General features: G+C 64.2%; 21 protein-coding genes. 4 read left to right on the plus strand and 17 right to left on the minus strand.

Annotation, left to right across the window (positions count from 1 at the left end; all coding sequences use genetic code 11):
• Positions 1-35: 35 nt before the first annotated feature.
• The 5 genes from aspT to AWB74_RS01805 all read right to left on the minus strand — a co-directional run bounded on the left by aspT (position 36) and on the right by AWB74_RS01805 (position 4371).
• Complete coding sequence (aspT, locus tag AWB74_RS01785; protein WP_061145029.1) at positions 36-1727, minus strand: aspartate-alanine antiporter; 1692 nt, start codon at positions 1725-1727, stop codon at positions 36-38.
• Between the two features lie 258 nt (positions 1728-1985).
• Positions 1986-3047: an alkene reductase gene (locus AWB74_RS01790; protein ID WP_061145030.1), complete on the minus strand. Its 1062-nt coding sequence runs from the start codon at positions 3045-3047 to the stop codon at positions 1986-1988.
• A gap of 57 nt (positions 3048-3104) precedes the next feature.
• Entirely contained in the window at positions 3105-3410 is a 306-nt protein-coding gene (locus AWB74_RS01795) for an ArsR/SmtB family transcription factor (RefSeq protein ID WP_061128312.1), read from the minus strand.
• A gap of 112 nt (positions 3411-3522) precedes the next feature.
• On the minus strand, positions 3523-4014 hold the full coding sequence (locus tag AWB74_RS01800) for a hypothetical protein (RefSeq protein ID WP_061145031.1): 492 nt from the start codon (positions 4012-4014) through the stop codon (positions 3523-3525).
• A gap of 6 nt (positions 4015-4020) precedes the next feature.
• The gene (locus AWB74_RS01805; RefSeq protein ID WP_061145032.1) at positions 4021-4371 is read right to left on the minus strand and encodes a DUF6152 family protein; all 351 of its coding nucleotides are present in this window, start codon (positions 4369-4371) and stop codon (positions 4021-4023) included.
• Between the two features lie 245 nt (positions 4372-4616).
• Between AWB74_RS01805 and AWB74_RS01810 the strand changes: the two genes are divergently transcribed.
• Positions 4617-5021, plus strand: a complete 405-nt coding sequence (locus AWB74_RS01810) for a DUF6232 family protein (RefSeq protein ID WP_061145033.1) — start codon at positions 4617-4619, stop codon at positions 5019-5021.
• A 109-nt stretch (positions 5022-5130) separates the two neighbouring features.
• Positions 5131-5445: a hypothetical protein gene (locus AWB74_RS01815; RefSeq protein WP_061145034.1), complete on the plus strand. Its 315-nt coding sequence runs from the start codon at positions 5131-5133 to the stop codon at positions 5443-5445.
• 21 nt (positions 5446-5466) lie between these two features.
• Here the strand turns inward: AWB74_RS01815 and AWB74_RS01820 are convergent, their stop codons facing one another.
• The 6 genes from AWB74_RS01820 to AWB74_RS01845 form a co-directional block, all read right to left on the minus strand.
• Positions 5467-7920, minus strand: a complete 2454-nt coding sequence (locus tag AWB74_RS01820; RefSeq protein WP_061145268.1) for a glycogen/starch/alpha-glucan phosphorylase — start codon at positions 7918-7920, stop codon at positions 5467-5469.
• 255 nt (positions 7921-8175) lie between these two features.
• Positions 8176-8985 (minus strand): 2-aminoethylphosphonate ABC transport system, membrane component PhnV, encoded by an 810-nt coding sequence (phnV, locus tag AWB74_RS01825; protein ID WP_061145035.1) that lies wholly within the window; start codon positions 8983-8985, stop codon positions 8176-8178.
• Position 8986: 1 nt separating this feature from the next.
• Positions 8987-9916, minus strand: a complete 930-nt coding sequence (gene phnU / locus AWB74_RS01830) for a 2-aminoethylphosphonate ABC transporter permease subunit (RefSeq protein WP_061145036.1) — start codon at positions 9914-9916, stop codon at positions 8987-8989.
• Entirely contained in the window at positions 9894-10955 is a 1062-nt protein-coding gene (phnT, locus tag AWB74_RS01835; RefSeq protein WP_061145037.1) for a 2-aminoethylphosphonate ABC transport system ATP-binding subunit PhnT, read from the minus strand. Before phnT ends, phnU begins: the two co-directional genes overlap by 23 nt.
• A 1-nt stretch (position 10956) precedes the next feature.
• Positions 10957-12030 carry a 2-aminoethylphosphonate ABC transporter substrate-binding protein gene (phnS, locus tag AWB74_RS01840; RefSeq protein WP_061145038.1) on the minus strand — a complete coding sequence of 358 codons (1074 nt, stop codon included), beginning with the start codon at positions 12028-12030 and terminating at the stop codon, positions 10957-10959.
• A 765-nt stretch (positions 12031-12795) separates the two neighbouring features.
• Positions 12796-13551, minus strand: a complete 756-nt coding sequence (locus AWB74_RS01845; RefSeq protein WP_061145039.1) for a DeoR/GlpR family DNA-binding transcription regulator — start codon at positions 13549-13551, stop codon at positions 12796-12798.
• Between the two features lie 183 nt (positions 13552-13734).
• Here AWB74_RS01845 and AWB74_RS01850 point away from each other — a divergent pair, with 183 nt between their 5' ends.
• Both AWB74_RS01850 and AWB74_RS01855 read left to right on the plus strand, forming a co-directional pair.
• The gene (locus AWB74_RS01850; protein ID WP_061145040.1) at positions 13735-13920 is read left to right on the plus strand and encodes a hypothetical protein; all 186 of its coding nucleotides are present in this window, start codon (positions 13735-13737) and stop codon (positions 13918-13920) included.
• Between the two features lie 91 nt (positions 13921-14011).
• On the plus strand, positions 14012-14905 hold the full coding sequence (locus AWB74_RS01855) for a DMT family transporter (protein ID WP_061145041.1): 894 nt from the start codon (positions 14012-14014) through the stop codon (positions 14903-14905).
• A 29-nt stretch (positions 14906-14934) separates the two neighbouring features.
• Here the strand turns inward: AWB74_RS01855 and AWB74_RS01860 are convergent, their stop codons facing one another.
• The 6 genes from AWB74_RS01860 to AWB74_RS01885 form a co-directional block, all read right to left on the minus strand.
• On the minus strand, positions 14935-16155 hold the full coding sequence (locus AWB74_RS01860; protein WP_061145042.1) for a L,D-transpeptidase: 1221 nt from the start codon (positions 16153-16155) through the stop codon (positions 14935-14937).
• Between the two features lie 143 nt (positions 16156-16298).
• Complete coding sequence (locus AWB74_RS01865) at positions 16299-16565, minus strand: hypothetical protein (protein WP_061145043.1); 267 nt, start codon at positions 16563-16565, stop codon at positions 16299-16301.
• A gap of 241 nt (positions 16566-16806) precedes the next feature.
• The gene (locus AWB74_RS01870) at positions 16807-17340 is read right to left on the minus strand and encodes a hypothetical protein (RefSeq protein ID WP_061145269.1); all 534 of its coding nucleotides are present in this window, start codon (positions 17338-17340) and stop codon (positions 16807-16809) included.
• Positions 17341-17494: 154 nt separating this feature from the next.
• Positions 17495-20785, minus strand: a complete 3291-nt coding sequence (locus AWB74_RS01875; protein ID WP_087038741.1) for an ATP-binding protein — start codon at positions 20783-20785, stop codon at positions 17495-17497.
• Positions 20786-20912: 127 nt separating this feature from the next.
• A complete protein-coding gene (gene katE / locus AWB74_RS01880) occupies positions 20913-23336 on the minus strand; it encodes a catalase HPII (protein WP_407642382.1) in 2424 nt (807 codons plus the stop codon).
• Between the two features lie 485 nt (positions 23337-23821).
• Entirely contained in the window at positions 23822-25516 is a 1695-nt protein-coding gene (locus AWB74_RS01885) for a S10 family peptidase (protein WP_061145045.1), read from the minus strand.
• Between the last annotated feature and the right edge of the window lie 28 nt (positions 25517-25544).

Here is a 25544-nt window from a genome sequence, read left to right on the forward strand (position 1 = left end):
ATTGATGAATTGATCCAACCAACAAGAGAAAGACGTCATGTGAGCAACATCACGATGACCATTCCCCAGATCGTGAGCAGCGTATTGCCCACCGCATAGCTGACCGTGTAGCCGAGGCCTGGCACCTGGCTCTTCGCCGCATCGCAGATCATGCCGAGCGCGGCGGTCGTCGTGCGTGCGCCCGCGCAGATGCCGAGCAGGATCGCGGGATGGAATCTGAAGACGTATTTCGCGATGAACATGCCGATGATGAGGGGCGCCGCCGACGCGAAAATGCCCCACAGAAAGAGACTCGCGCCGAGCTTTTGCAAGCCCGCGACGAAGCCCGGCCCCGCCGATATGCCCACCACGGCGATGAAGACGTTCAGTCCGACGGAGTTCATGAACCAGATCGTCGGCGACGGAATGCGGCCGAAGGTCGGATGAATCGCGCGCAGCCAGCCGAATACGATGCCTGCGATCAGCGCACCGCCTGCCGTGGACAACGTGATCGGAATTGCACCGACGTGCAACACGAGTGCGCCGACCAGCGCGCCCAGCGTGATCGCGAAGCCGACGAAAGCCATGTCGGCGGCATCGGTCGGCCGATCGAGCACGCCGAGACCCTTCGCGGCCGCCGATGTGTCCTGCGTGCGGCCGAAAAGCGTGAGCGTGTCGCCGCGATAAAGCTTCGTGTTCGGCAAGATCGGGATTTGCGTCTCGGTCGCACCGCGCTTGATCTTGCGAAGAAACACCCCGCGCGAAGCGGGCAGGTGCGCGAGTTCCTGCAGTGTCTTGCCGTGAACGTCCTTGCTGGTCACGTAGACATCGACACCTTCGAACGGCACCGCGAGCAACTCCGCGTCGTCCACTTCGGCCGCGCCGCCGCCGAGCAGATCGACGAGCAGTTCGCGCCGCCCGGACACCGCGATGACATCGCCGGGCTGCAGCACGTCGTCGATCTTTGCTTCCTGAATGATGTTCCCGCGCCGGATGCGCTCGATGAATAGCCGCGCGCCGGCCGGCTCGAGTGCCTCGATCTGCGCGACCGACATGCCGCTCGCGCGCCCGTGCTCGGCCACGCGATATGCGCGCAGTTCGAATTGATGCCACGCCTGGTTCCCGCCGGCGGATTCGCCTCCGCCGCCGAGCGTCGCCTCGTACTCTTTACAAGCTGCGACGAGATCGATCTTGAGCAGCCGTGGTCCGAGCATCGCGAGAATCAGCGCGGACCCGATCGTCCCGAAGATATAGGTCACGGCGTAGGCGGTCGGCATTGCGTCGAGCAGCGCCTTTCCCTGCCCGGGCGGAAGGCCGAGACGGTTGATGGCGTCGGTCGCGAGGCCCATCGATGCCGAGATCGTCTGCGAGCCGGCGAACAGGCCGGCCGCCGAGCCGACGTCGAAACCCGCGATCTTCGCGGCGGCATAAGGCGCCGCGAGACACAACACGCATTGGATGACCGAAAAGAGGGCCTGCGGCAACCCGTCCTTCGCGATGCCGCGCACGAACTGCGGGCCGACGCCGTAACCCACGGCGAACAGGAACATCAGAAAGAAGACCGATTTGACGTTTGGCGAGATGGTGATGCCGAACTGGCCGATCGCGATGGCCGCGAGCAGCGTCGCCGTTACCGCGCCAAGGCTGAAACCACGAAAGCTCTTTGCGCCGACCCAGTAACCGATCCCCAGCGACAGAAAAATAGCAATTTCAGGATAACTACGTAATATTCCTGCAAACCATGACATAGGGATTCCTTTTGCGGCACGAGCCTCGCATCCTCCCGAAAAGTCAGGGGCGCCCGTATTGGCTCGTCATTGACATCGTTCCCCGCCGGTCATGATGATGGAAGCATCGATATTCGATGCACCGCTGCGGGGCTGTTTTCGTCGGACGATTATATCGGCGACCCAGACCGAAGCTTTTCCGGTGCAAACAAAAACACCAAAAAAAAAGCAGCGGCTCAAAGCCGCTGCTTCACATACGAACGCAGACTGCGAAACGCGTTACTCCGCCGTTTCGAGCAACGGATAATCCGTGTAGCCTTCCGCGCCCGGTGCATAGAACGTCGACGTATCCCAGTCGTTGAGCGGTGCGTCGAGTTCGAAGCGGCGCACGAGATCCGCGTTCGCGATGAACGGCTTGCCCCACGCGACCGCGTCCGCATCGCCGCGCGCGATGATCGCTTCGGCGCTTTCCTTCGAGAAGCCTTCGTTGGCGATATACACACCGCCGAACGCCTTCTTCAACTGCGGCCCGAGACTGTCCGCGTCTTCACGCTCGCGCGCCGCGATGAACGCGATCTTCCGCTTGCCGAGCTCACGCACGACATAACCGAAGGTGGCGGCGCGATCGCTGTCGCCCATCGTGTGCGAATCGGCGCGCGGCGCGAGATGCACGCCGACACGATCCGCGCCCCAGACATCGATGGCTTCGTCGACGATTTCGAGCAGCAGGCGCGCACGATTCTCGATCGGGCCGCCGTAAGCATCCGTGCGCTTGTTGGTGCTGTCCTGCAGGAACTGGTCGAGCAGATAGCCGTTCGCACCGTGCACTTCGACGCCGTCGAAACCCGCGCGCTTCGCGTTCTCCGCGCCCTTGCGGAAGGCCGCGACCACGCCGGCGATTTCATCGAGCTCGAGCGCGCGCGGCGTCACGAACGGACGCTGCGGACGCACGAGACTCACGTGCCCGCCCGCCGCGATCGCGCTCGGCGCGACCGGCAGTTCGCCGTCGAGGAACACCGGATCGGAGACGCGGCCCACGTGCCACAGTTGCAGGAAGATCTTGCCGCCCGCATCGTGCACGGCCTTCGTCACGAGCTTCCAGCCTTGCACCTGCTCGTCGGACCAGATGCCCGGCGTATCGGCATAGCCGACGCCTTGCGGCGTCACCGAAGTCGCTTCGCTGAGAATCAAACCCGCCGCTGCGCGGTCCGCGTAGTACTGCGCCATGAGCGCATTGGGCACGCGCTCCACGCCCGCGCGCTGACGCGTGAGCGGCGCCATGATGATGCGGTTCTTGAGTGTGAGTGCGCCAACCTTGAGCGGATCGAAGAGTGTCGACATGAAAAGTAATCCTAATGAAATTGAAAGCGGTTCATCACCGTGCGGCATGTCAGATGCTCAGAGATTCCCGATGGAATCGCGAAACGCCTGAATGACCGCTTCGTCGCGCTTGAAGAACACCCACTGTCCAACGCGCTTCGTGGTGACGAGCCCCGCTTTGTGCAAGGTCGCGAGATGCGCGGAAACGGTCGACTGCGACATGCCGCAGCGGTCATCGATCTGACCCGCGCAGACACCATGCACGTGCGGCAATTCCTGGCTGGGGAAATGCCGTTCGGGCTCCTTCAGCCATTCGAGAATTTCGCGGCGAAGAGGGTTGGCGAGGGCTTTGTGAATTGCGTCGATGTCCATTTCGTTGCTCATGCGTCTGACGGACGGGAAGCACTAGCCTTCCGAATCGTCTTGGAGCGAAGTATATATCGTAAATTTACGATATGCAAATCGAAAATTCGCGATCCGCCGCATGGCTGCTCGCCTACTTGTAAGCGAGCAGGCGCCCGAGGCTAGCGGCCATCGGCCACAGCATCAGCGAAAGGAAGGCCTGAACGCGCCCGGAAAGCGGCGGATGCCGGTCCCAGTCGGCCAGCCGGCGTGACCAGATCCGGCGGAACGCCAGCGCGTTCGCCAGCCCGAGCAGAATGCAGGCGAGCTTCACCTGCAGCAGCGGATTGCGATGCAACGGCGATGCGTCCGCGCTGAAGAGCAGCACGCCGCTTCCGATCAGCAGCACGAGACCCGCGATCGCCCAGGGCGTCAGCGCCTCGGAGACATCGGCGATTGCGAACCGGCGGCCGAAACCCAGCAGACGCAGATCGAGCAGGCCGATCGGACCGATCAGCAGCGTCAGCCCGAGCAGGTGAATCAGATTGACGAGCGGATAGGCAAAGGCCGACGCCCGCACCCATGTCGCGAGCGGCGAACCTTCGATCGACGCCGCCAGTGCCGCCGCGAACCCCGCGATGTCCATCGCCGGCTAGCGCAACTCGACGGTCTTGTCGTCGACCGTGATGCGTTCGGCGCGCAACTCGTGCGTGCCGTCGGAGCGCGGGTAGCCCTCGATCGTGACGACCTTCCCGGCAGGCAGCGTGCTCGCCGGCAGTCCGCGCGATTCCATCCGGCTGATCGGCGCCAGAATGACATTCCAGCGCGCGCCCTGATAGTCCACGCCGACCTCCACGTGCGGATTCCGATAGCGCACGTCCGAGAGCGGCGCCTCGATCTTCACCACCTTGGCGGCATCGTACGAACTCCAGCCATGATGCGCCCACGCGCCGGCCGCAACCAAACTCACGCTGACGCTCAAGAGCCATGATCTGATGCGCATGTGATCCCCTGTAGATCTGCGGCAAGGCGCTTCGTCCACATGCGAATGCCGGCCGCATCGGCTTCACTATAGGAAGTCGCGGCGCGGCTGCGCAAGCAAATTGAAAGAAAAAGTCTGGCCGAGCGAATGTCTGTCAGCGACGAAATGGCGCAGCCGCGTCGCGTGCGTCGCCGGACGCTGCCTTCGGTCGCCCTGTCTGGTACGCTCCCCGGTTTCATCGGCCGTAACGAAGAGCAAGCAACCTCATGGATACTCCTTTCAACGAACGCGGCGTCACGCTGTCGCGCGCCGGCCTGTCGGCATCGGGCCAGATGATTCCGCTGCGCGAGCTGCGCGCCGCACGCGTCGTGATGATTCCGCGCCAGAAGCCGTTGCCGGTCATCATCGCGCTGATCGGGCTCGCGGGGCTCGTCGCGGGCATCGTCACGGGTTCGGGCGCGGCGCTGGTCATCGGCGTAATGATCATCGTGGTGGGCTACCTCACATGGATCACGCAGGACGTGATCTATCAGCTGATGGTCGCGACGCCCGATGGCGAGCGCGAAGTGCTCATCACGAAGGATCAGGAATTCGCCGACAAAGTGGCCACGCTCGTCGGCGATGCGGTCGCGAAACACGCGGCAGGCGCGGCGTCCAAGCCGCAAGCGTGATCTTTACGGCGCGTTGATAACGCCGCGCGCGACTTTATCGCGGTGTTTAGGCGGGCGGCGCTAGAGTGGATTCGTTGCCACTTCGAGCCGCTATCGGCGGCTTTCATCGATGTACCGCACATCCGGTCTGCCCGTCATTCCCCATGCGTTCAACGGCGGCTCCCCGCGCCGCCGCGCAGCGCGTCACTGCCTTGCCTTCGACCTGACCGTTCCCGGTCTGAACTCCGCGCCCGCGCGCGAGATGCTCGCGCACGCTTTCGGTGCGGACGTGCGCGCGCATGTCGTCGCGACGAACCGCCGTCATGACTGCACGACGCTCTATGTCGAAACGGACGACGTCGACGCGAACGCGGTGATCGGCAAGCTCACGGCGTGGTTTCCCAACGCGACGCTCGGCCGCGTGATTCGCATCACGCGGCGCTGACGGCTTCGGGCGCTACGAGCCTCACGTCACCTGCAAGGTTTCGACGTGCCAGATATCGCGCGCGTACTCCGCGATCGTGCGATCCGACGAGAAGATGCCCATGCCCGCGACATTCTCGATCGCGCTTCGCGTCCACGCGTCCTTGTCGCGGAACTTGAGATCGACTTCGCTTTGCGTCTTGTCGAAGCTGTCGAAGTCGGCGAGCACCATGTAGTGATCGCCCCAGTCCACGAGCGTATGGAAGATGTCGTAGAAGCGATGCGGCTCTTCCGGCGAGAAATGACCAAGGCGGATCTGGTCGAGCGCGAGCTTCAGCTCCGCGTTCTCTTCGTAGATCTGCCGCGGCCGATACCCCGCCGCCCGCAGCGACTCGATCTCGTCGGTCGTGTTGCCGAAGATGAAGATATTCTCGCGCCCGACGGCATCGCAGATTTCGATGTTCGCGCCATCGAGCGTGCCGATGGTCAGCGCGCCGTTCAACGCGAGCTTCATGTTGCCGGTGCCCGACGCTTCGGTGCCGGCCATCGAAATCTGCTCCGACAGATCCGCCGCCGGAATGATCAGTTCTGCCACTGAAACGCCGTAGTTCGGAATGAAGCCGACCTTCAGCCGGTCGCCGACGAGCGGATCGGAATTGATCTTCTTCGACACATCGTTGATGAGCTTGATGATGTTCTTCGCCATCTTGTACGCCGAAGCCGCCTTGCCCGCGAACATCACGACGCGTGGCGTCCAGTCCTGCTCCGGATTCTCGCGGATGCGGTTGTAGCGCACGATCACGTACAGGATGTTGAGCAGTTGCCGCTTGTATTCGTGGATACGCTTCACCTGAAGATCGAACAGCGCCTCGGGATTGATGATCGCGTTGGCGTCGCGTTTCGCGCGCTCCACGAGCCGCAGCTTGTTGGCGAACTTCGCGTCGTGAAACGCCTTGCGGAACTCGGGGTCGTCGCGCCATTCGCGCAGTCGGCCCAGTTCGAAGAGATCGGTGCGCCAGCGCGGCCCGAGCCGCTTGTCGATCATCGAAGACAGCGACGGACTCGCCTGCGCCAGCCAGCGGCGCGGCGTGATGCCGTTCGTCACGTTGGTGAAGCGCTCCGGATACATGCGCGCGAAGTCGGAGAAGATGTTCTGCACCATCAGTTGCGAATGCAGCTTCGACACGCCGTTGACCGTGTGGCACGCGACGATCGCGAGATGGGCCATGCGCACGCGGCGCTGGCCGTACTCATCGACGAGCGAGATGCGGCGGATCAGTTCGACGTCGCGTCCGAACTTCTCGGTCACCTGCTTCAGAAACTGCGCGTTGATCTCGAAGATGATCTCCAGATGCCGCGGCAGCAAACGCGCGAGCATCTCGACGTCCCAGGTTTCGAGCGCTTCGGGCATCAGCGTGTGGTTCGTGTAGGAGAACATCTGCTGCACGAGCTTCCACGCCTTGTCCCACGGCAGATGATGCCGGTCGACGAGAAGACGCATCAGTTCCGGAATGGCGAGCACGGGATGCGTGTCATTCAGATGCACCGCGACCTTTTCGGCCAGCCGCCCGAAGTGCGTATGCGTGCGCTGATAGCGGCGGATCAGATCCTGCATCGTCGCGGAGACGAAGAAGTATTCCTGGCGCAGACGCAGTTCGCGCCCCGCCTGCGTCGAGTCATCCGGATACAGCAGGCGCGACACGTGCTCGGACGTGTTCTTCGCCTCCACCGCGCGGCGATAGTCGCCCTGATTGAATGCGGACAGGTCGAACTCGTCGGTCGCGCGCGCGGACCACAGACGCAGCGTGTTGGTCGCGGTCGTCGCGAAGCCGGGGATGACCGTGTCGTAGGCCATCGCGTTGACGTGCTCGGTGTCGATCCAGTCGGTGCGGTCGTCATGCTGCACCGTGCGGCCGCCGAAGTGCACGGTGTACACGACCTCGGGCCGCGGAAACTCCCACGGATTGCCCGCGCGCAGCCAGTAATCGGGCATCTCGACCTGATTGCCGTCGACGATGGTCTGCCGGAACATGCCGTATTCGTAGCGAATACCGTAGCCGAAGCCGGGCACGCCGACGGTCGCCATCGAATCGAGGAAGCAGGCCGCGAGCCGCCCGAGGCCGCCGTTGCCGAGCGCTGCGTCCGGCTCCAGATCCTCCAGCACCGCAAGATCGACGCCGAGGCCCGCGAGCGCGTCGCGCACTTCGTCGTGGATGCCTAGTGCGAGCAGCGCATTGGTGAACGTCCTGCCGATGAGAAACTCCATCGACAGGTAATAGACGCGTTTCACGTCCTGTTCGTATTGGAGCCGCGTGGTGCGCATCCAGCGCGCGACGAGACGGTCGCGTACCGCCAGTTCGACGGCATGCAGCCAGTCGCGCGGCTGCGCGGTGACAGAATCCTTGCCGACGCCATACATCAGGCGGTTCGAGATGGAGCGCCTGAGCGCATCGACGGTGCTATTGAGCTGGTCGAATTCCAGGTCGACGGATGTCATCGATACCTCCGGTTTTTGCAACATATGCAACGACCGCGAAAGCATGCCCGGAGTTCAAATCGAACGCCCCATTTCGGCGCCTGCCCCTCCGGTCACGCGGGTGCGGCCGTGTCTGAACGTGCAGGTTACGCCAGTTTTATTTTTTTTGGTATGACGAGGCCGAAACGGACGAGGCCCGCGAATTGCTCTTTGCAACGGCGGGCCTCTTGTCATGAAGCGATTTTTGATTCGCCATCCTGATCGTTTGCGTGCGATTCAGCGGCGCGGTGCGCGAGCGGCGATCAGCAGAAGCGCGGCGAGCGAAACGCCCAGCAGAATGAGCGACAGCGCGGACGCCGGCAGATAGTAGCCGCGATTGACCTGCCCCACGACGACGATCGGCACCGTCGCGAAGCCGGGCGGATAGACCGTCAGCGTCGCACCGAGTTCGCCGAGCGACAGCGCGAAGCCGAGCGCGAGGCTCGCGCGTATCGCCGGCACCAGTTGCGGCAGCACCACGCGTGCGAGCACCATGCGCGGCGGCGCGCCGAGACTCGCGGCGGCTTCGCGCAGCGTCGTGAGTTCGGGACGCAGCGCAGCCGCGGCGCAGCGATAGCAGAACGGCAAGACGAGCGCGAGCTGCACGAGCACGACGATCGCGGCCGAGCCGGACAGATCGAGCGGACGCTTGTGATACGCGATCAGCACCGCGAGGCCGAGCACGACGCTCGGCACGCCGCTGCCCATCATCGCGACGGCATCGACGAGCGCGCCGAGACCGCGCCGGTCGCGTCCTTCCAGCGCCAGCGCGAGCCACAATCCGAGCGCGGTGCCGAGAAAGGCGACGCCCAAGCCCACTTCGAGACTCGTCGTGACGGCATCGAGATCGCTGGAGGAAAGGCGTGCGAACCAGCGCGTGCTGAAGCCATCGGGCAGGATCGTGCCCGACCAGTGCGATGCCACGCTCGACAGCGCGACCACGACGACCGGCAACACGAACAGCCAGAAGCAGACCAGTGCGACGAACGCGGTGAGCGCATGACGCAACAGCGCCTGCGGCCTGAATGCGGCGGCGATGAGTTGCATGTCAGCGCCCTCCCGAACGTCGATTGACGCGCCGGTACAGCGCATAAAGCGATAGCGACATCAGCAGCATCACGACCGATCCCGCCGCCGCGGTCGGCAGATCGAGATCGACGGTCGCGGCGCTATAGATCGCGATCGGCAGCGTGATGAGATGCGCGCTGCCGAGCACGAGCAGAATGCCGAACTCGTTCAGCGTGAGCAGAAAGCACAGGATCGTGCCCGCCGCGATGCCCGGCCACGCGAGCGGCAGCACGACCTTCGTCGCGACCATCCAGCCATCGGCGCCGAGGCTCTTCGCCGCTTCGACGAGACGCATGTCGAGCGTCGCATACGAAGCCAGCGTCGGACGCACGACGAACGGCGCATAGAACACGACTTCCGCGAGAATCACGCCGCCGATGCCGAAGAGGAAATCGAGCGGCGCTGCATCGAGCGAAAATATCCGCTGCAAGCCGATACTCACCGAGCCTTGCGAGCCATACAGAAAGATCAGCGTGAACGCGACCAGAAACGAAGGAAACGCGACGAACAACTCCAGAAAGCGCGTGAGCAGCCGTGCGCCCGCGAATGGCCGGAAAAACAGCATCGACGCGAGCGCGACGCCGAGCAAGGAAGCGATGCTCGCGCTCGCGAACAGAATGCAGAGCGTCGTGCCGATCATGCCGCGCGTTTCGGGATTGCCGAAGAAAGCGGTGTACGCGTGCAGCGAGAAGCCGTTCGGTCCCGTCACGCTCAGCATCACGAGCCGCGCGAGCGGATACACGACGAGCGGCCCGAGCACGAACACGAGAATGAACAGCAGATGCCATTGCTGCTTGCGCTCGCGGCGCTGCGCCTGTGCGGCATGCGCGGCGAATTGGGCGGAGAGATCGGCGTCGCTGATGCCGCCTTGGTCGCGCGCGACGCTGTCAGGGACGAACAAGGACGACATCGTCAGCCTCGAAGCGAAGTGAAACGCGCGCGCCTTTGTCGGGCATGCGCGCGTGGCCGCGTTGCGCGGTCACGAGAACTGGCTCGCCAGGCAAGGCATCGAGCGCGACGGAAATGGAGAGCGCCGCGCCATACCATTCCACGGACGCGATCGTGCCATGCAACGGACCGTCGCCGAGCGGGTGAATCGTGAAGCGCTCCGGACGGATGCACGCGAGACGATCGCGCTCATCGTGACGCGCATCGCCGACGGGATACACCACGCGCGGCGGCAACAGATTCGCCGCGCCGAGATAGCGCGCGACGAACGCATCGTTGGGCGCGTCGTACAGTTCGCGCGGCGCGCCGAGTTGCGCGATGCGGCCATCGCGCATCAACAGCGTGCGATCGGACAGCACGAGCGCATCGTCCTGATCGTGCGTGACGCACACGATCGTCAGATTCGGCAGACGCTCATGCAGCGCCTTCAGTTCGCTGCGCACGGATGCGCGCAGATTGGCATCGAGTGCGGAAAGCGGTTCGTCGAGCAGCAGCACATCCGGCTCGATGACGAGCGCGCGCGCCAGTGCGACGCGCTGCTGCATGCCGCCGGAAAGCTGCGCGGGCATGACGTGACCGGCATCGGAGAGTTGCACGAGCTTGAGCGCATCCGCGACGCGCCGTGTGATTTCGCTTGCTTTCAGCTTGCGTGCGCGCAGGCCGAACGCGACGTTGTCGAACACGGACAGATGCGGAAAGAGCGCATAGCTTTGAAACAGCAGCCCGAGATTGCGCTGATGCGGCGGCACGTGCGTGAGATCGCGGCCGGCGATCGTCAGATTGCCCGCGAGCGCGTCGGCCTTCACGAAGCCTGCGATGAAGCGCAGCAGCGTGGTCTTGCCGCAGCCGCTTCGGCCGAGCACCGTCAGGAACTCGCCGCGTTCGATGCGAAGCGAGAGATCGTCGAGCACGGTACGCGCGCCGAAGCGCACCGTGAGACGATCGATATGCACGCCCGACGTCTCATCGACGCCGAACGCTTCTTTGGGAATTGCGCTCACGTTACGACTTCGGCTTGGCGAGTTCGGTCTGCTTGCCGGAGTTGCCGATCACTTCGGTTTTCCAGCGCTCGGTCCAGCCGGCCTTCTTCTGCATGACTTCGTTCCAGTCCACCGGGATGAGCTTCACGCCCGCGATCGCCTGCTTGACGGCGTCGCCGTTCTTGCCTGCGAGCGGCACGTCGGTGCGGCCCGGAATGCCGTAGATGTCCGGCACTTTCGCCTGCACGTCCGACGACATCAGATAGTCGATCAGCTTCTTGCCTGCTGCCTGATTCGGACCGCTCTTGATGAGACCGATCGCATACGGCAGCTGGAACGTGGTCGGTGCTTCGCCTGCCTTGTGGGAGAGGAAGAGCGGCTTGATCGACAGGCCGCCGTTCGCGGCGTCGTCGAGATCCATTTGCAGGTCACCGTTCGCGAAGGCGATCTCGTTACGCGAGAGCAGCACGTCGAGATAGCCGGTGCCCTTCGTGTGGAACTTGGCGTGCTGCTCGAGGTTCTTGAGGTAGCTGAACGCCTGATCTTCGCCCATCAGCGCGGAGGTGAGGATGATGACGGCCATGCCATCGCCCGCGGTGGCCGGATTCGAGTATGCGATCTTGCCCGAGTAGTTCGGATGCAGGAGATCGGCGAAGGTCTTCGGTGCGGTCTTCGTGACTTCGGGATTGATCGCAAACGAGAAGTAGTTGTTCACGAACGTGGCCCATGCGCCGTCTTTTTCCTTCGCGATCGCGGGCACGTTCTTGTAGTTCACGCTCTGATACGGCTGCAGCAGGCCGCCTTGTTGTGCCTGCTGGATAAACGGCGGCAGCGTGACCAGCACGTCGGCCTTGGGCGAATCCTTCTCGACGGTTGCGCGGTTCACCACTTCACCGCTTCCTGCCGTGACGATATTGACCTTCACGCCTTCCTTCTTTTCGAATGCGGGAAGCACGTCCTTGTAGAGATTCTCGAGGCCGTCGGCGGTGTACAGGACGACGGCGTCGGCGGCGTGCACGGGCATCGCGGCAAGCACGGTGAAAGCGGCGGCGAACGCCGGCAGCACGTTGCGCGCGAAGCGAAAATCGCGGGTCATGGTGGTCTCTCGTGTCGGGGGTGTTTGGAAGGTCGGTCGCGACCTTCGACCCGAAATATTGCAGAGATCTGTGACATCGACGTGAAGGGCGCCACGGGGCGCCACGTTTTTGCACATTTTGCCAAGGGGTTATTTTTTCGATGGATCCCGTAATCGTGTTGGTCTATTTGCTCTGCCCCTATGCGGGGCGGCAGTCACTTTCTTTGCTGCTGTATAGAAAGTAACCAAAGAAACAGCTATCCCCAGCCTAAGCACTTCATACCGGCCGCGGCACAGAACTACTTTCGTGGTCCGGCAGTAGCGAGTGCCCCCACAAAACTCACGCGGCTTGGACCGCGCACGGTCTGCCGCCCGAGAACGTCAAAGGTGCTGGTTCAGCACAAAATTGCGTCGGCACAGCGCTACGCGCTGCCGAAGGGTATGCAAGGGAAACCAACGAGGAATACATGCAGCAAGAAAGCACGCGCAAACCCGCTTGACCGGTCGGCCGCGAAGCGGGCTGGAGCTATTTCGTGCTGAACCAGTCAGTAGCACGGCGCGATGTGTCAGACCGTGCGCGATCCAAGCCCGATAAGACCTTCGAGGGCACTCGCTACTCCGGGGGCCATTCAGCCAATCGCCTGTGCCGCGGCCGGCGTGAGGCACTCTGGGTCGAAGAGCTGCTTTCTTTGGTGACTTTCTTTGCAGCAGCAAAGAAAGTTACCCCCGCCCCGGGGAGGGGCAGTGCAAATAAACCAACACGAATTCAGGATTCCATATAAAACATCAGCAAACCACCAACTCCACGCCCCGAGCAAAGAGAGACCGCCTGATCACCCTATCAGGCAAGGCTTCGGTAACAAGATACCGCACCAACTCAAACCCACGAATCCTGACCGGCGTAACCAGCCCAAACTTCGAGCCATCAGCCACAACCACAGCACAGTCAGCAGAAGCAATCATCCTCCCCCGCACTTCGGCGGCAAGCCGCGAATAATCCGTGAGATGCGCATCATCGGTAATGCCCCCCGCCCCGACGAAAGCAAAATCCACGTGATACTGCGAAAGCTGCTGGATCGTATCCAGCCCGAAAGTCGCATCCTCGAGATCCGCAATCTCGCCACCCAGCAAGCTCACGCAATTGCCATTACGCCGCGCCAGCAACATCGCGATACGCCAGTCGTTCGTATAAACCGTCAGCCGATGCCGCTCCGCAAGCGCACGCGCCACCGCCTGCGTGGTGCTCCCCGAATCGATGATCAACGACGCCCCATCCGGCACGAACGCCGCCGCGCGCAATCCGATCGCATGCTTGGCCGCCGCATTCTCTGCCTCGCGGACATCGACGTGCGGCTCGCGCCGATCGACCGACAGCGCGCCGCCATGCGTCGTCGTCACGAGGCCGCGTCCGGCAAGCGTGTTCAGATCGCGCCGCACCGTCTCGCGCGACACCGACAGCGCGCGCACCAGATCGGCGACCGCGAGCGCGCCATGCTTGTCCAGTTCGGTGAGGATGTACTGATGACGTTGTTCGGCAAGCATGGTTGGATCAAGGGAAAAGAAGCGAGGCGGCGCGTGGAGTTTAGCGGCCTTGTGTGGCATTTCTTTGGCAGGCGCGTTCGTCAAGCCGCCTCGCGCAATGCATTCTTTCCGCTGGATACGCAATCGACGCGCGTGCGTCGGCTAGACTCTGGCGCTTCGCACGAGCAACGAACGAGGCATCCGATGTACAAGAAGGGCGTGGTCATCGAAATTCAGTTTCCGCCCGAGCGCCTGAACGACGCGGCGGGCGATCCCTTCTGGATCGATCTCACGCTCGACGAAGCGAAGCGCCTGCACGCGCAACTTTCGCGGCGCTTCGAAGGCGAGGCGCGCGCCAATCAGCCGCTCGATACCTTCGCGATCGAATGACGCTCACGCGTCGGGCGAGTGCACGGTTAGACAAGACGCGCGCATCCCGCCGGACCGATACTTCGGCATCTCGTCTTGCCGCATGCCTCACATGGTTTCGATTCTCGCCGCGCCCGTCTTCGTGTTTCTCTGGTCGACGGGCTTCATCGTCGCACGGGCGATCACGCCTTACGTCGACCCGAATCTGTATCTGCTCGCGCGCTTTTCCGGCACGACGCTGCTATTTCTCGCCATCGCCGCGATCACGCGCGCGCCCTGGCCGAAAGGGCGCGACATCGGCCGGCATCTCATCGCCGGCGCGCTTCTGCAAGGCGTCTATCTCGGCGCGGGTTACTGGGCCGTCGCGCAAGGACTGGGCGCAGGCATCATGGCGCTGCTCGGCGCGCTGCAACCGCTTCTGACCGCCGCCGTCGCCGCACGGCTGTTCGGGGAACGGCTCTCGCCACGCGCCTGGGGCGGTCTCGTGCTCGGCCTCGCCGGCGTCGCGCTCGTGCTCGCGCCGAAAATCGCTGCGAGCGGCGCGCACGCGGCGAACATCGCGCAGGCATCGGCGGGACACGCGCCGCAATGGCTCGTCGTCACGATCGCGGTGCTCGCCGTCTTCGCGATCACCGCAGGCACGCTGTATCAGAAGACCTCGCTCGCGCGCGCCGATATCCGCAGCGCGAGCGCATGGCAAAACGCGGGCGCGGCGATCGTCGCGCTCGTGCTCGTGCTGGCGCTCGGGGAACATCGCTTCATTCCATCGGCGACGACGTGGCTCTCGCTCGCATGGGGCATCGCGATGCTCTCGGGCGTCGCGACGACGCTGCTCGTATGGATGGTCCGGCGCGGCGACGCATCGCGCGCGACCGCCCTGCTCTTTCTCGCGCCGCCGCTCGCCGCGCTCGAAAGCTATCTCGCGTTCGGCGAAACGCTCGATGGCGTGCAACTGGCGGGCTTCGCCGTCGCGCTCGCGGGTGTGCTGCTCGCGCGCTCGAAGTAGCTCGCGGCTCACCGTTCACCGCTGCGCGCTCAATCGACCATGTTCGCGCCCGCGGGAATGTGCTGGCGCGCCGCCTTGCCCGGACCGGGCGACCACGCGGGCCGCGCCTTCCTGCCCGTATCGACGACGACGAGATAGTGCCCCGCCCACGGCGTCGTCTTGCGCGTGGCCTTCAGCACCCACATCGACTCGCCTTCGGCTGCGCGCGCCTCGTATTGCGCATCGAGAATGCCGTGATGATCGAAGAACACGTTGAGCGTCGACGGGATACGCACGCAGCCCTTCGAATGCCGCATGCCGAGCAACGGCTCAAGTTTCTCGGGATCGGTGGCGTGCATCTGGAAGCGCATCGGCGATTTGCCGCCCTTGCCCCAGCCGCGTTCGCCATCGGCCCAGCCGAAATCGTAGATGCGCATGTCGCGCGCGCCATAGCCGCGGATGTTGAACTCGTTGAGCGTGCCCTCGGCGCGGAAGTCCATGTTGCCCGGCACATGCTGGAACACGCCGGCCGGCGTGACGAAATGGTCGTAGCTGCCCGGTCGGCCGGTCGAAACCGGCGAGGCGCCGATCATCGACCACGCATCGCCCGGCTTCGCGCGGAAGTAGACGAAGATCGCCTGCACGTTCGCGCTGCGATCGACCATCACGATGAATTCATCGGAGAGATCGCCGTGACCGTCTTCGTCGAGCGTACGTTGCAGCAGACGGCCGTAAGCCTGCTGGTCCGCGGCGGGCACGGTGAGCCGTCGGTCGACCTCTTTGGCGAAGACCTGGCGCATCGCGTATGCGCCGTCCGGCGGCATGCCGGTGCGCTGTGCGACGTTGGGCTCGGGCGGCTCCGGCGGCAAGGGCACCTCGGGCGCCTGCGCTTCCGATGCCGCGCTCGCGGCACTGGCGGCACTCGCCGCAGACGCAGCCGATGCCGCCGACGCCTCCTCTGCCGCACTCGCCGCCGACGCGCCCGGCGCCGGCTGCGCGGGCATCGGCACGGGCATCGCCGGCAGCCCGCGTTCGGGCGCGCCCGCGCCGTGGGGAATGCTAGCGCTCTGCGGCATCGGTGGAGCGGGCGCGGCGGGCACCGTGGGCGCGACGGGCATCGCCGTCACGCGTCCCTGCGCGACCGTCCCCGATGCGCCCGAGGCCGCCTGCTGCGCTTGAGCCGCCACCGTGATCGAAAGGAGCGCACCTGCCGCCACGCCTGCGAGAAACCGTGCGCCGGATGGCGTCTTGTTCTTTGCTGCCTGCTGCATCGATATGAATGATCCCTTTGCCTTCTGTCAGCGGACGCATCGACAAAAAAGCCGGTGCGCACGAGGCACCGGCTTCGCCGCTACATAACGTTCGTCAGGGGAGAATCAGCAAAGTTCATTCCGGGCGTCGCACGCCCGCGGCATCAATGCAGGCGGATGGATGCGTCGCCGGAAGCGGAGGCGCGGGCGCGCAAAGGTTCGTCGCGAAAACGCTGATGACATAGCTTCTGCGCGATCGCCTCGCCGATGTAAGGCACATCGGTCGCGAGCTTCGCGGTGGCGTAGGCGTCGGCGGTGCCCGCGCCATAGACCTCGATATCGCTCGCAAAATGACCGAGCTCATGCTCGAGAAAGCGCCGCACGTCGCGCGCGGCACAGCGCGGGGGAAGATTCCAGACGAGCAGGTTCATGGCGGTCACCTTCTTGCGCGTATCCGCACAGGCACGGGCTGCGGCCGCTGCTTCACGATCGCGCGGGCCGCAAGCGTGCCCAACGTGCCAAGGACGAAAAGGGACACATAAGCGAACATCATGAGGACTCCACGGCCAATTTCGAGATAGCTCCATACTAATCCTGCAGACCGCGGGCGTGCTGCGACATTCCGTCTTTTTCAATAGATGTTCTAAATCGGACGGATGCATTAAATCAATCTCACAGCCCGCTGCATGACATGCTCGACAGATTCGGGTAGCGATTCGCCCAGTCGCCCGCGATCGCGGTCTGCGCATCCTTGAGCGTCATGTCGCCCGTGCAGACGCAGCGTTTCAGGTACACGGCGAGCCGCTCCTTGCGGCGCTGCCCCGAGCGCCCTTCCCAGCGGCGCAGATCGAGATTGGCGGGGGAATTGGGCGAGCCGCCGAGCAGGATCGGCATGCGGTGATCGAGTGCATATTCCGACGCGAACGAAGCATCGATGCTGCGCTGCTTGAGGAGCCGCTCCTTCTGGCGCATCTGAATCTCGAAGGACGGCAGCACGCGGTCCACATAACCCGGCACGCAGATCGTATCGACGATGCTCGTCTGCGTGACGCGCGCATCGAGCCATTCGGCGCGCTGCGCATGCGGCACGCCAGGCGTGAACGCCAACATCCCGCAGCAACACGCCAGCACCGCGCGCGCGGCCCGGCCGGCGCGGCCCGCGCCTGGCTTCGGTTCCTCGGTGAACCCGGTATCCCTTCGACTCATGCCTTTTGTGCGCCATCCATTGCGGTCGCGGAGCGCCGCATATTTTCGAGATGATCGGAGGTTCAATTAAAACACACGAAAGGCGCGCTGCACGCGAAGAGTTGCGCGTGACTCTTGAAGCACGTCATGCGCGGTGCATCGGATGAGCAGGAATTCAGGCAACCCGGCCCGCGACGGCGGCGTCGAGTGCGGCATCGAGCGCGCGCTCCGCCGCGACGAACGCCGCGAACGACGCCGCGATGCGCGTATCGTCCTCGCCGTTGCGATCCTCGTCGACGGCGCGTTCGCAGTCGCCCTGCAACGCGACGCACGTGCGCATGAAAGGCAAAGCGCCGATCACGGCCGCCGCGCCTTTCATGCGATGCCCGATATCGCGCAGCCGCGCGTGGTCGCAGTCGTCGAATGCGGCGTGGGCGTCGGCGCGGTCCTGGGCGTTGGCGGCCCTCAACGTATCGACGAGCGCACCCGCCTGATCACCGAAAGCGGCAAGCAATGCGCGGTCGAACAGCGGCTCTTCGGCTTCCGACGTGTCTGCGCGCGGCCTGGATGCCACGTCCGACACGCGAGCGCCGCGCGTCGCGGCGAAGAGCGCCTCGCGCAGCTCGTCGAGACCGAGCGGTTTCACGAGGCACGCGGTCATCCCCGATGCGACCGCGCGCATCGCCGCCTCGGGCTGCGCGTTCGCCGTCAGGCCAATGATCGGCACGGCGCGCCGCGATGCGTCGTTCGATGCGTCGTTCGCCTCGTCGTCGCGGATCGCACGCGCCAGTTCCTCGCCGCTCATCTCGGGCATCGAGCAGTCCGTGAGGATCACGTCGAACGCGCGCGGCCCGGCGCGCCAGCGTGCGAGCGCGCTCTTGCCGTCGACGGCCAGTTGCGCGACTCCGCCGAGCAGCCTGATCTGGCCATCGAGCACGATGCGGTTCGCCGGATGATCGTCGACGACGAGCACGGAAAGGCCCGCGAGCGATTCGGCGGGCGCGCTCGCCGGCGCCGGGCGCGCATCGGCGGTGTGCGCTTCGGCATCGGCTTCCGGAAAATCGATGCGCACCGTGAAGCGCGTGCCGCGCCCAGCCTCGCTCGACAGCTCGATCACGCCGCCCATCATCGTGACGAGGCGCTTGCTGATCGTGAGTCCGAGACCCGTGCCGCCGACACTGCGCGCGCGGCCATCGTGCGCCTGCACGAACGGCGTGAACAGCAGCGCCTGTTTCTCGGGCGGAATGCCGATGCCCGTGTCGGCCACCGCGAGCGTCACCGCACGCGTCCCCTCGCGCGGCGGCGCGACGCCGTATTCGAGCGTGACCGCGCCGTGATCGGTGAACTTGATCGCGTTCGAGAGCAGATTGCCGACGATCTGCCGCAGCCGCTGGCCATCGGCGAGAATCCAGGCCGGACCATCGGCATCGACGACGCGCTTCGTGACGAGCGCGACGCCCTTCGCGCGCGCGGCGGGCTCGTAAATCGCCGCGACGCCCGCGATCCACGTTTCGAGTTCGAGCGGCGCGGGCGCGAGCACGAGCCGCTCGGCCTCGATTTTCGCGACATCGAGAAGATCGTCGATCATGCCGAGCAGATCGCGCGCGGCGCGATGCGCGGTCGAGAGCGCGCGTTCGGTCGCGGCGCGCTCGCCGGGCGCGCGCAGCTCCATTTCGATGAGGCCCAGTACGGCGTTCATCGGCGTGCGGATTTCGTGGCTCATCGTCGCGAGGAAGGTCGATTTCGCGCGGTTCGCCGTTTCGGCTTCCTCCTTGGCGGCGCGCATCGCGTTCTCGGCGGCGATCCGGCGCACGACCTGCACGCGCAGCGTCAGCGCCCAGCCCGCCAGCGCGAGCGCGAGTGCGATGCCGAGCAGCGTGCCGATCTCGACTTGCGGACGGCGGCGCTCCCACTGCATTTCGGGATGCTCCGAGAGCTTCCAGCGCGCGCGGATCGTCTCGCGTTCGGTAGGCGGCAAGTGCGTGATCGCGCGATTCATGAGGCCGACGAGCACCGGCTCGCCCGATGTGACGAGCATGCCGTGCGGCACCGGCTGCGTCGACAGCACGCCGCTCACGACGAGCACGCCGCGATAGAGATTGCCGACGGCGTAATTCGCGAAGCCCATATCGACGACGGTCGCATCGGCCTCGCCCTTCGCGACGGCGCTGAATTGCCCGTCGACCGAGCGCGTATCGACGAAACGCACAGCCGCCGCATTCCCGACGCCCTCGCGCACGAAATTGCGCATCGCCGAAGCCGCCGGCAGCGCGACACGTTTGCCCGCGAGCGCTGCGGCATCGCGCAGACGCGGGTGGCCCGCGGCCGTCACGATCGCGACGATGCCCTCGCCCACCGGCACGGTAGCTTCGGCGCCGGGCACGGGCGACAGGCTGCCGAGGCTGTAAGGCACGATCGACGACACGCCGCTCTTCAGATCGTCGTACATGCGCGCGGCCGACGAATGCACGCGCGCCTCAAAGCGCAGGCCGGTCATGCGCGAGATCGCGCCGAGCATATCGACGCCGATACCCGCGGGTTGCCCGCGCGAATCGCGGAACATCACGGGCGCGGTTTGCGCGAGCATCGAGTAATGCACGACGGGATGCGCGCGCACCCATGCGGCTTCCTCGGGCGTGAGCGTGAGCGGCTGCATCAGCGTGATCGCGCTCGTACCGGGATTCCAGCGCGCGCGCTCGACCAGCGGGAATGACGGCGGCAATGCGCCGAGCGCTTCGTCCACGCGCGCGCGCAACGCGTCGGAACGCGGCTTGCCGGCAGCGAAGGCGAAACTGTAGCCGCCTTCGCCGCCGGACGTCAGGCCGGTGACGGTCAGGTTCGGCAGATCGAAATGCGAGATCGCATAACCCGTGGCGATCATGTCGCCGACGAACGCGTCGGCGTCGCCGAGCGACACGGCGAGCAATGCGCCGATCAGATTCGGATACGCCACCGGTGTCAGCGACGGGTACGCGCCTCTGAGCCGCGCCGGCGAACTCTGCGCGTCGACGTACGCGAGCCGGTGCGTCGGCGCGTGCTTCTCGATCGGCTCGACATACACCGCTCTCGACGGCATGTACGGACGGCTCAAGGCGAGCGCCGCGTGCGGGTCCGCGCCGGTCGCGCCCGTCGCCATGTCGATGTCGCCATGCGCCAGGGCATCGATCATCGCGGCGCGATTCGGAAAGAAGCGCCACTGCGGATCGAGGCCGAGGCCGGGAGCGATCGCGTCGGTGACATCGGCGGAGATGCCGCGCGGCAGGCCCGTCCCGGCGGAGCAGTGGTTCACGCTGTCGGCCATGTCGAGCGGCGGCACCATGCCCGGCACCGCGCCGATCACGATGCGCTCCCCGGCGAACGCGCCCGGCGCCGCGACGCACGCGACGAGGAACAGGCCGCATGCGCCGCCGATGCGTAACAGGCGTCGTGCGTGATCCAGCAGGCAACTGAGCAAGTGAATGAGCAAGCCGCACTCCCGGGTCGGGCGGTGCGGCTAGTGTCTCAAAAACACTCCGGCGCGTGAATCCGCGGCGCGTGACACGAAGGCGCGCGTCGTTGCACGCCGCGAAACGCGCCGCGCGATACCGGGCGGCTCAGGCGGGCACCGACTTCGCCTTTTGCTCGCGCGACCAGACGCGATGCTTGCTCATCGCTTCGATGAAGCTCTTCATCACCTGCGCGGTGTCGCTGCCGACGACGACGCCTTCCTCGCCGTTCGGCAGATGCGTGGCCGCGAGCAGATCCTCGCCGTCGCCGATCGCGCCGATCGCCTTCAGATGCTTGAACGCTTCCAGCACGAAGTGGCGCGCATCGCCGGATTCGGCGAGCGTCTTCGCGCTTTCCTGCCCGCCCGCGACGATCACGCCGTCGAACATGATCGACGGCATGGCGAGAATCGTCGCGTCGGCCTCGACACCTTGTGCGGGCGAGCCGAGCGTCGGCGCGATGACCTTGGCGTGCGCGCCCTCGGCCGCGAGCGCATCCTTGACGGCCTTGATGCTCGCGGCGTCGGCGCCCTTCGCGGCGAGAATCGCGACCTTGCGCGTCTTCACGGAGGGCTTCGCCTTCGCGACGATCGACAGCGCGGGCGAATCCTGCACCGACGATTTGCCGAGCTCTTCCGCGCTGGCGTTCTGCTTCGGCGCGGGCAGCCCGAGATTGTCGGCGACGCGCGCGGCGAGCGTTGCATCGATATTGGCGAGAATGCCGAGCTGGCGCTCGCGGATGTTCTTGCGCTCCACCTTGGAGAGTTCGAACGAATAGGCCCCGACGATGTGTTCCTTTTCCGGCTCGGTCATGCTGTTCCAGAAGAGCGTCGCCTGCGAGTAGTGATCGGCGAAGGACGGGCTGCGCACGCGGATTTTCGAACCTTCGACGCGCTGCGTGTAGCTTTCGAAGCCGCCGCCCGATGCGGCCGGATCGGTTTCCTTCGGCCAGCCGCCGTCGATCGAATTCGGCTCGTAGGACGCCTGGCCTTTGTCGATCGTCTGGCGATGCATCGCGTCGCGCTGGCCGTTGTGCAGCGGCGCGAGCGGCCGGTTGATCGGAATCTCGTGGAAGTTTGGGCCGCCGAGACGGCTGATCTGCGTATCGGTATAGGAAAAGAGCCGGCCTTGCAGCAGCGGATCGTTCGTGAAGTCGATGCCCGGCACGATATGCCCCGGACAGAACGCGACCTGCTCGGTTTCGGCGAAGAAGTTATCGGGATTGCGATTCAGCGTGAGCTTGCCGATCATCTTGAGCGGCACGAGTTCTTCGGGAATGATCTTGGTGGGATCGAGCAGATCGAAGTCGAACTTGTGTTCGTCCTCTTCCTCGACGATCTGCACGCCGAGTTCCCATGCCGGATAGTCGCCGTTGTCGATCGCTTCCCACAGATCTCGGCGATGATAATCCGAGTCCTTGCCCGCGAGCTTTTGCGCTTCGTCCCACAGCAGCGACGCCGAGCCGATGGTCGGCCGCCAGTGGAATTTCACGAAGCGCCCTTTGCCTTGTGCGTTGATGAAGCGGAACGTGTGGATGCCGAAGCCTTCCATCGTGCGGAGGCTTTTGGGAATGGCGCGGTCGGACATTGTCCAGAGGACCATGTGCGCGGATTCGGGCACGAGCGAGACGAAGTCCCAGAAGGTGTCGTGCGCGGACCCGCCCTGGGGCATTTCGTTGTGCGGCTCGGGTTTCACGGCGTGGACGAAGTCGGGGAACTTGATTGCGTCCTGGATGAAGAACACGGGCATGTTGTTGCCGACGAGATCGAAGTTGCCTTCATCCGTGTAGAACTTGACGGCGAAGCCGCGCACGTCGCGCACGGTATCCGCGGAGCCGCGCGAGCCTTGCACGGTGGAAAAGCGGACATAAACGGGCGTTTCCTTCGACGGGTCTTGCAGGAATGCGGCCTTGGTGAGATCGGCTTGCGATTCGTACACCTTGAAGACGCCGTGGGCGGCGGAACCTCGCGCATGCACGATGCGTTCGGGGATTCGCTCGTGGTCGAAGTGCGTGATTTTTTCACGCATGATGAAGTCTTCGAGAAGCGAGGGGCCGCGTTCGCCGGCGCGTAGCGTGTTCTGGTTATCGGCGATTTTTACGCCCTGGTTGGTGGTCAGGGCTTGATTCGTGGCGTCGGAGCGGAAGGTTTCGAGGGCTTCGGTTTTTTTGTTGTCGTTGCTGTGGGATGGCGTGCGGGCGACGCCGCTGGCGGGTTGCTGCTTTTTTGTTGCCATTGTGGAGGGCTCCGGGGGTTTGGTGGGTTTTGCTCCACCTCGGCGCAATTGGTGTTCCCGGTTTTTTCGCTTTTTTGCTGGATCCCGTAATCGTGTCGGTTTATTAGCACTGCCCCTCCCCGGGGCGGGGGTAACTTTCTTTGCTGCTGCAAAGAAAGTCACCAAAGAAAGCAGCTTTCCCCATCCAAAGCGCCTCACACCGGCCGCGGCACAGGCGATTGACCTAATGGCCCCCGGAGTAGCGAGTGTCCTCGAAGGTCTATTGCGACGTGGACCGCGCACGGTCTGACTCGCCATAACCTTGAGCGTGCTGGTTCAGCACAAAATGGCTCCGGCACAGCGCTACGCGCTGCCGCAGGGTATGCAAGGGAAACCGACGAGCGGCAAATGCATCGCGATAGAGGCATAGCAGAATCGCGCACGCACGCAGACCCGCTTAACCGGTCGGCCGCGAAGCGGGCTGGAGCTAAATGGTGCTGAACCAGTTTGTTATGTGGTGCGATGTGTCAGACCGTGCGCGATCCAAGCCCCGCGAGTTTTGTGAAAACACTCGCTACTCTGGGTTCCATTCAGCCAATCGCCTGTGCCGCGGCCGGCGTGAGGCACTCTGGGTCGAAAAAGCTGCTTTCTTTGGTGACTTTCTTTGCAGCAGCAAAGAAAGTTACCCCTGCCCCAGGGAGGGGCAATGCTAATAAACCGACATGAAAACAGGATTCCATAGAAGCGCGAGCGGACCGAATAAACCTAACCCAAACCAAACCCGCCCGCGCAGGGCAAAAACCTCACTGCGGTGACAATGCCCCCAACTTCCCCGCAGTAACTTTCTGCAAGGCAATGATCCGCCCCAGCGCCGCATGATTCGCCGTCGCCTCGTCGTACATCTTCGCGAGATCCGCCTTGAGTTGCGTCCTCGATCCGCCATCGAGATAAACCATATGCCCCGACGGATAAAACGTCGCCGACAAATTCAATCTCACCGTCTTGTCGATCAACGGCATCTGCTGCAAATCGATGATCGTCTGATAGAACGGCGTCACGAAGTCATACATGCCGTTCGCCGACAGCACCTTCAGATCGATATTCAACGCCATCACCGCAGCGAGATCGCCCGCCGTGTAAAGGATGACGTTGCCCTTCGAATCAACGCCCTTCTGCTCGCCGGTCGGATCGGTATGCTTGAAATCCCAGTTGAGGAACGCCTGATCGTTCAAATCCGTAAACGACGATGTCGACGTGAACTTCAACTGCTCGTTCAGATAGCTGTTCCACATCGTCGTGTAGACGCCGCTCACTGCGGTCATCGTCGGATCGTTGCTGCCTGAATTCGGATCGATCTTGCCCGCGATGCCCGACGAAATCGCCGTCACGCGGCCATCGTAAGCGCCGAGCGATTCGCCCTTCGATTTCAACAGCGTCGTCAGAAACAGCGAATTGCCGCGGCTGTCGTAAGCCGCAATATCGAGACTCCACGCGAGCAGCGTCGCCTTGTCGATGCCCGTGTATTCGGACAGTTTCTCGACCACATCGTCGTCCGTCTGCGGGAATTTGCGCAGCGCGTTCAGATAATCCGTGCGCGCGAACTCCGCGACCTCTTCCGCGAAAGTCACCAGATTCGTCGGCGTCGGATGCACGCCGAGCTTCTTGTGATACCACGCGTCGGCCGCCGCGGTCGGCAACGCGCCGACCGGATTGCCCGCCTGCGCATAATCGAGAATCGACGATTGCAGCGTGACGCCGTTCAGATCGATGCCGTCCTCATGCAGCTTGTACGCGAGCACGCAACTGCGCGCCGTGCCGTACGACTCGCCGAACAGAAACTTCGGCGAATTCCAGCGGTTGTTCTTCGTCAGATAGCGCTTGATGAACTGCGCGATCGAGCCCGCGTCCTGATCGACGCCCCAGAAATCGCGGTTCTTGTTCGGCGCAATCGCGGCGGAATAACCCGTGCCGACCGGATTGATGAAGATCAGATCGCTGCGATCGAGCAGGCTGTCGGGGTTGTCTTCCATCTGATACGGCGCGGGCGGCGTGAAGCTCGGCATCGCGGTCTTGATGCGGCGGGGAGCAAAGGAGCCGAGCAGCACGAACACCGACGACGAGCCCGGCCCGCCGTTATAGAAGAACGTGAGCGGGCGCGTCTCCTCCTTCGCGCCATCCTTCGTGAACGCGACATAGAACATCTTCGCGTCCGGCTTCGAACTGCTCGGATCGACGGTCACGAGATGGCCGACCGTCGCCGTATAGGCGATCTTCGCGCCGCCTATCGTCACGCTGTGATGGGTGATCGCCGCGTTTTCATCGGCCTCGGTGGCCGCGACGGAATCGTCGGGGCCGTTGCCGTACGCGACCGGATCGAAATACGGCTGGTCCTTCTTCGCCGTCGTGGTCTTCTTCGGCGCTTTCTTCGCGGCGGCGGCCATCGCCGTTTCATCCGCGTTCGAAGGCTTGTCGCTCGCTACCAGTGGATCGGAGTTCATCGTCGTCGCTCCAGAATCGTCGTCGTGG

Origin of the sequence: Caballeronia arvi, assembly GCF_001544695.2 — a bacterium.
GTDB lineage: Bacteria > Pseudomonadota > Gammaproteobacteria > Burkholderiales > Burkholderiaceae > Caballeronia > Caballeronia arvi.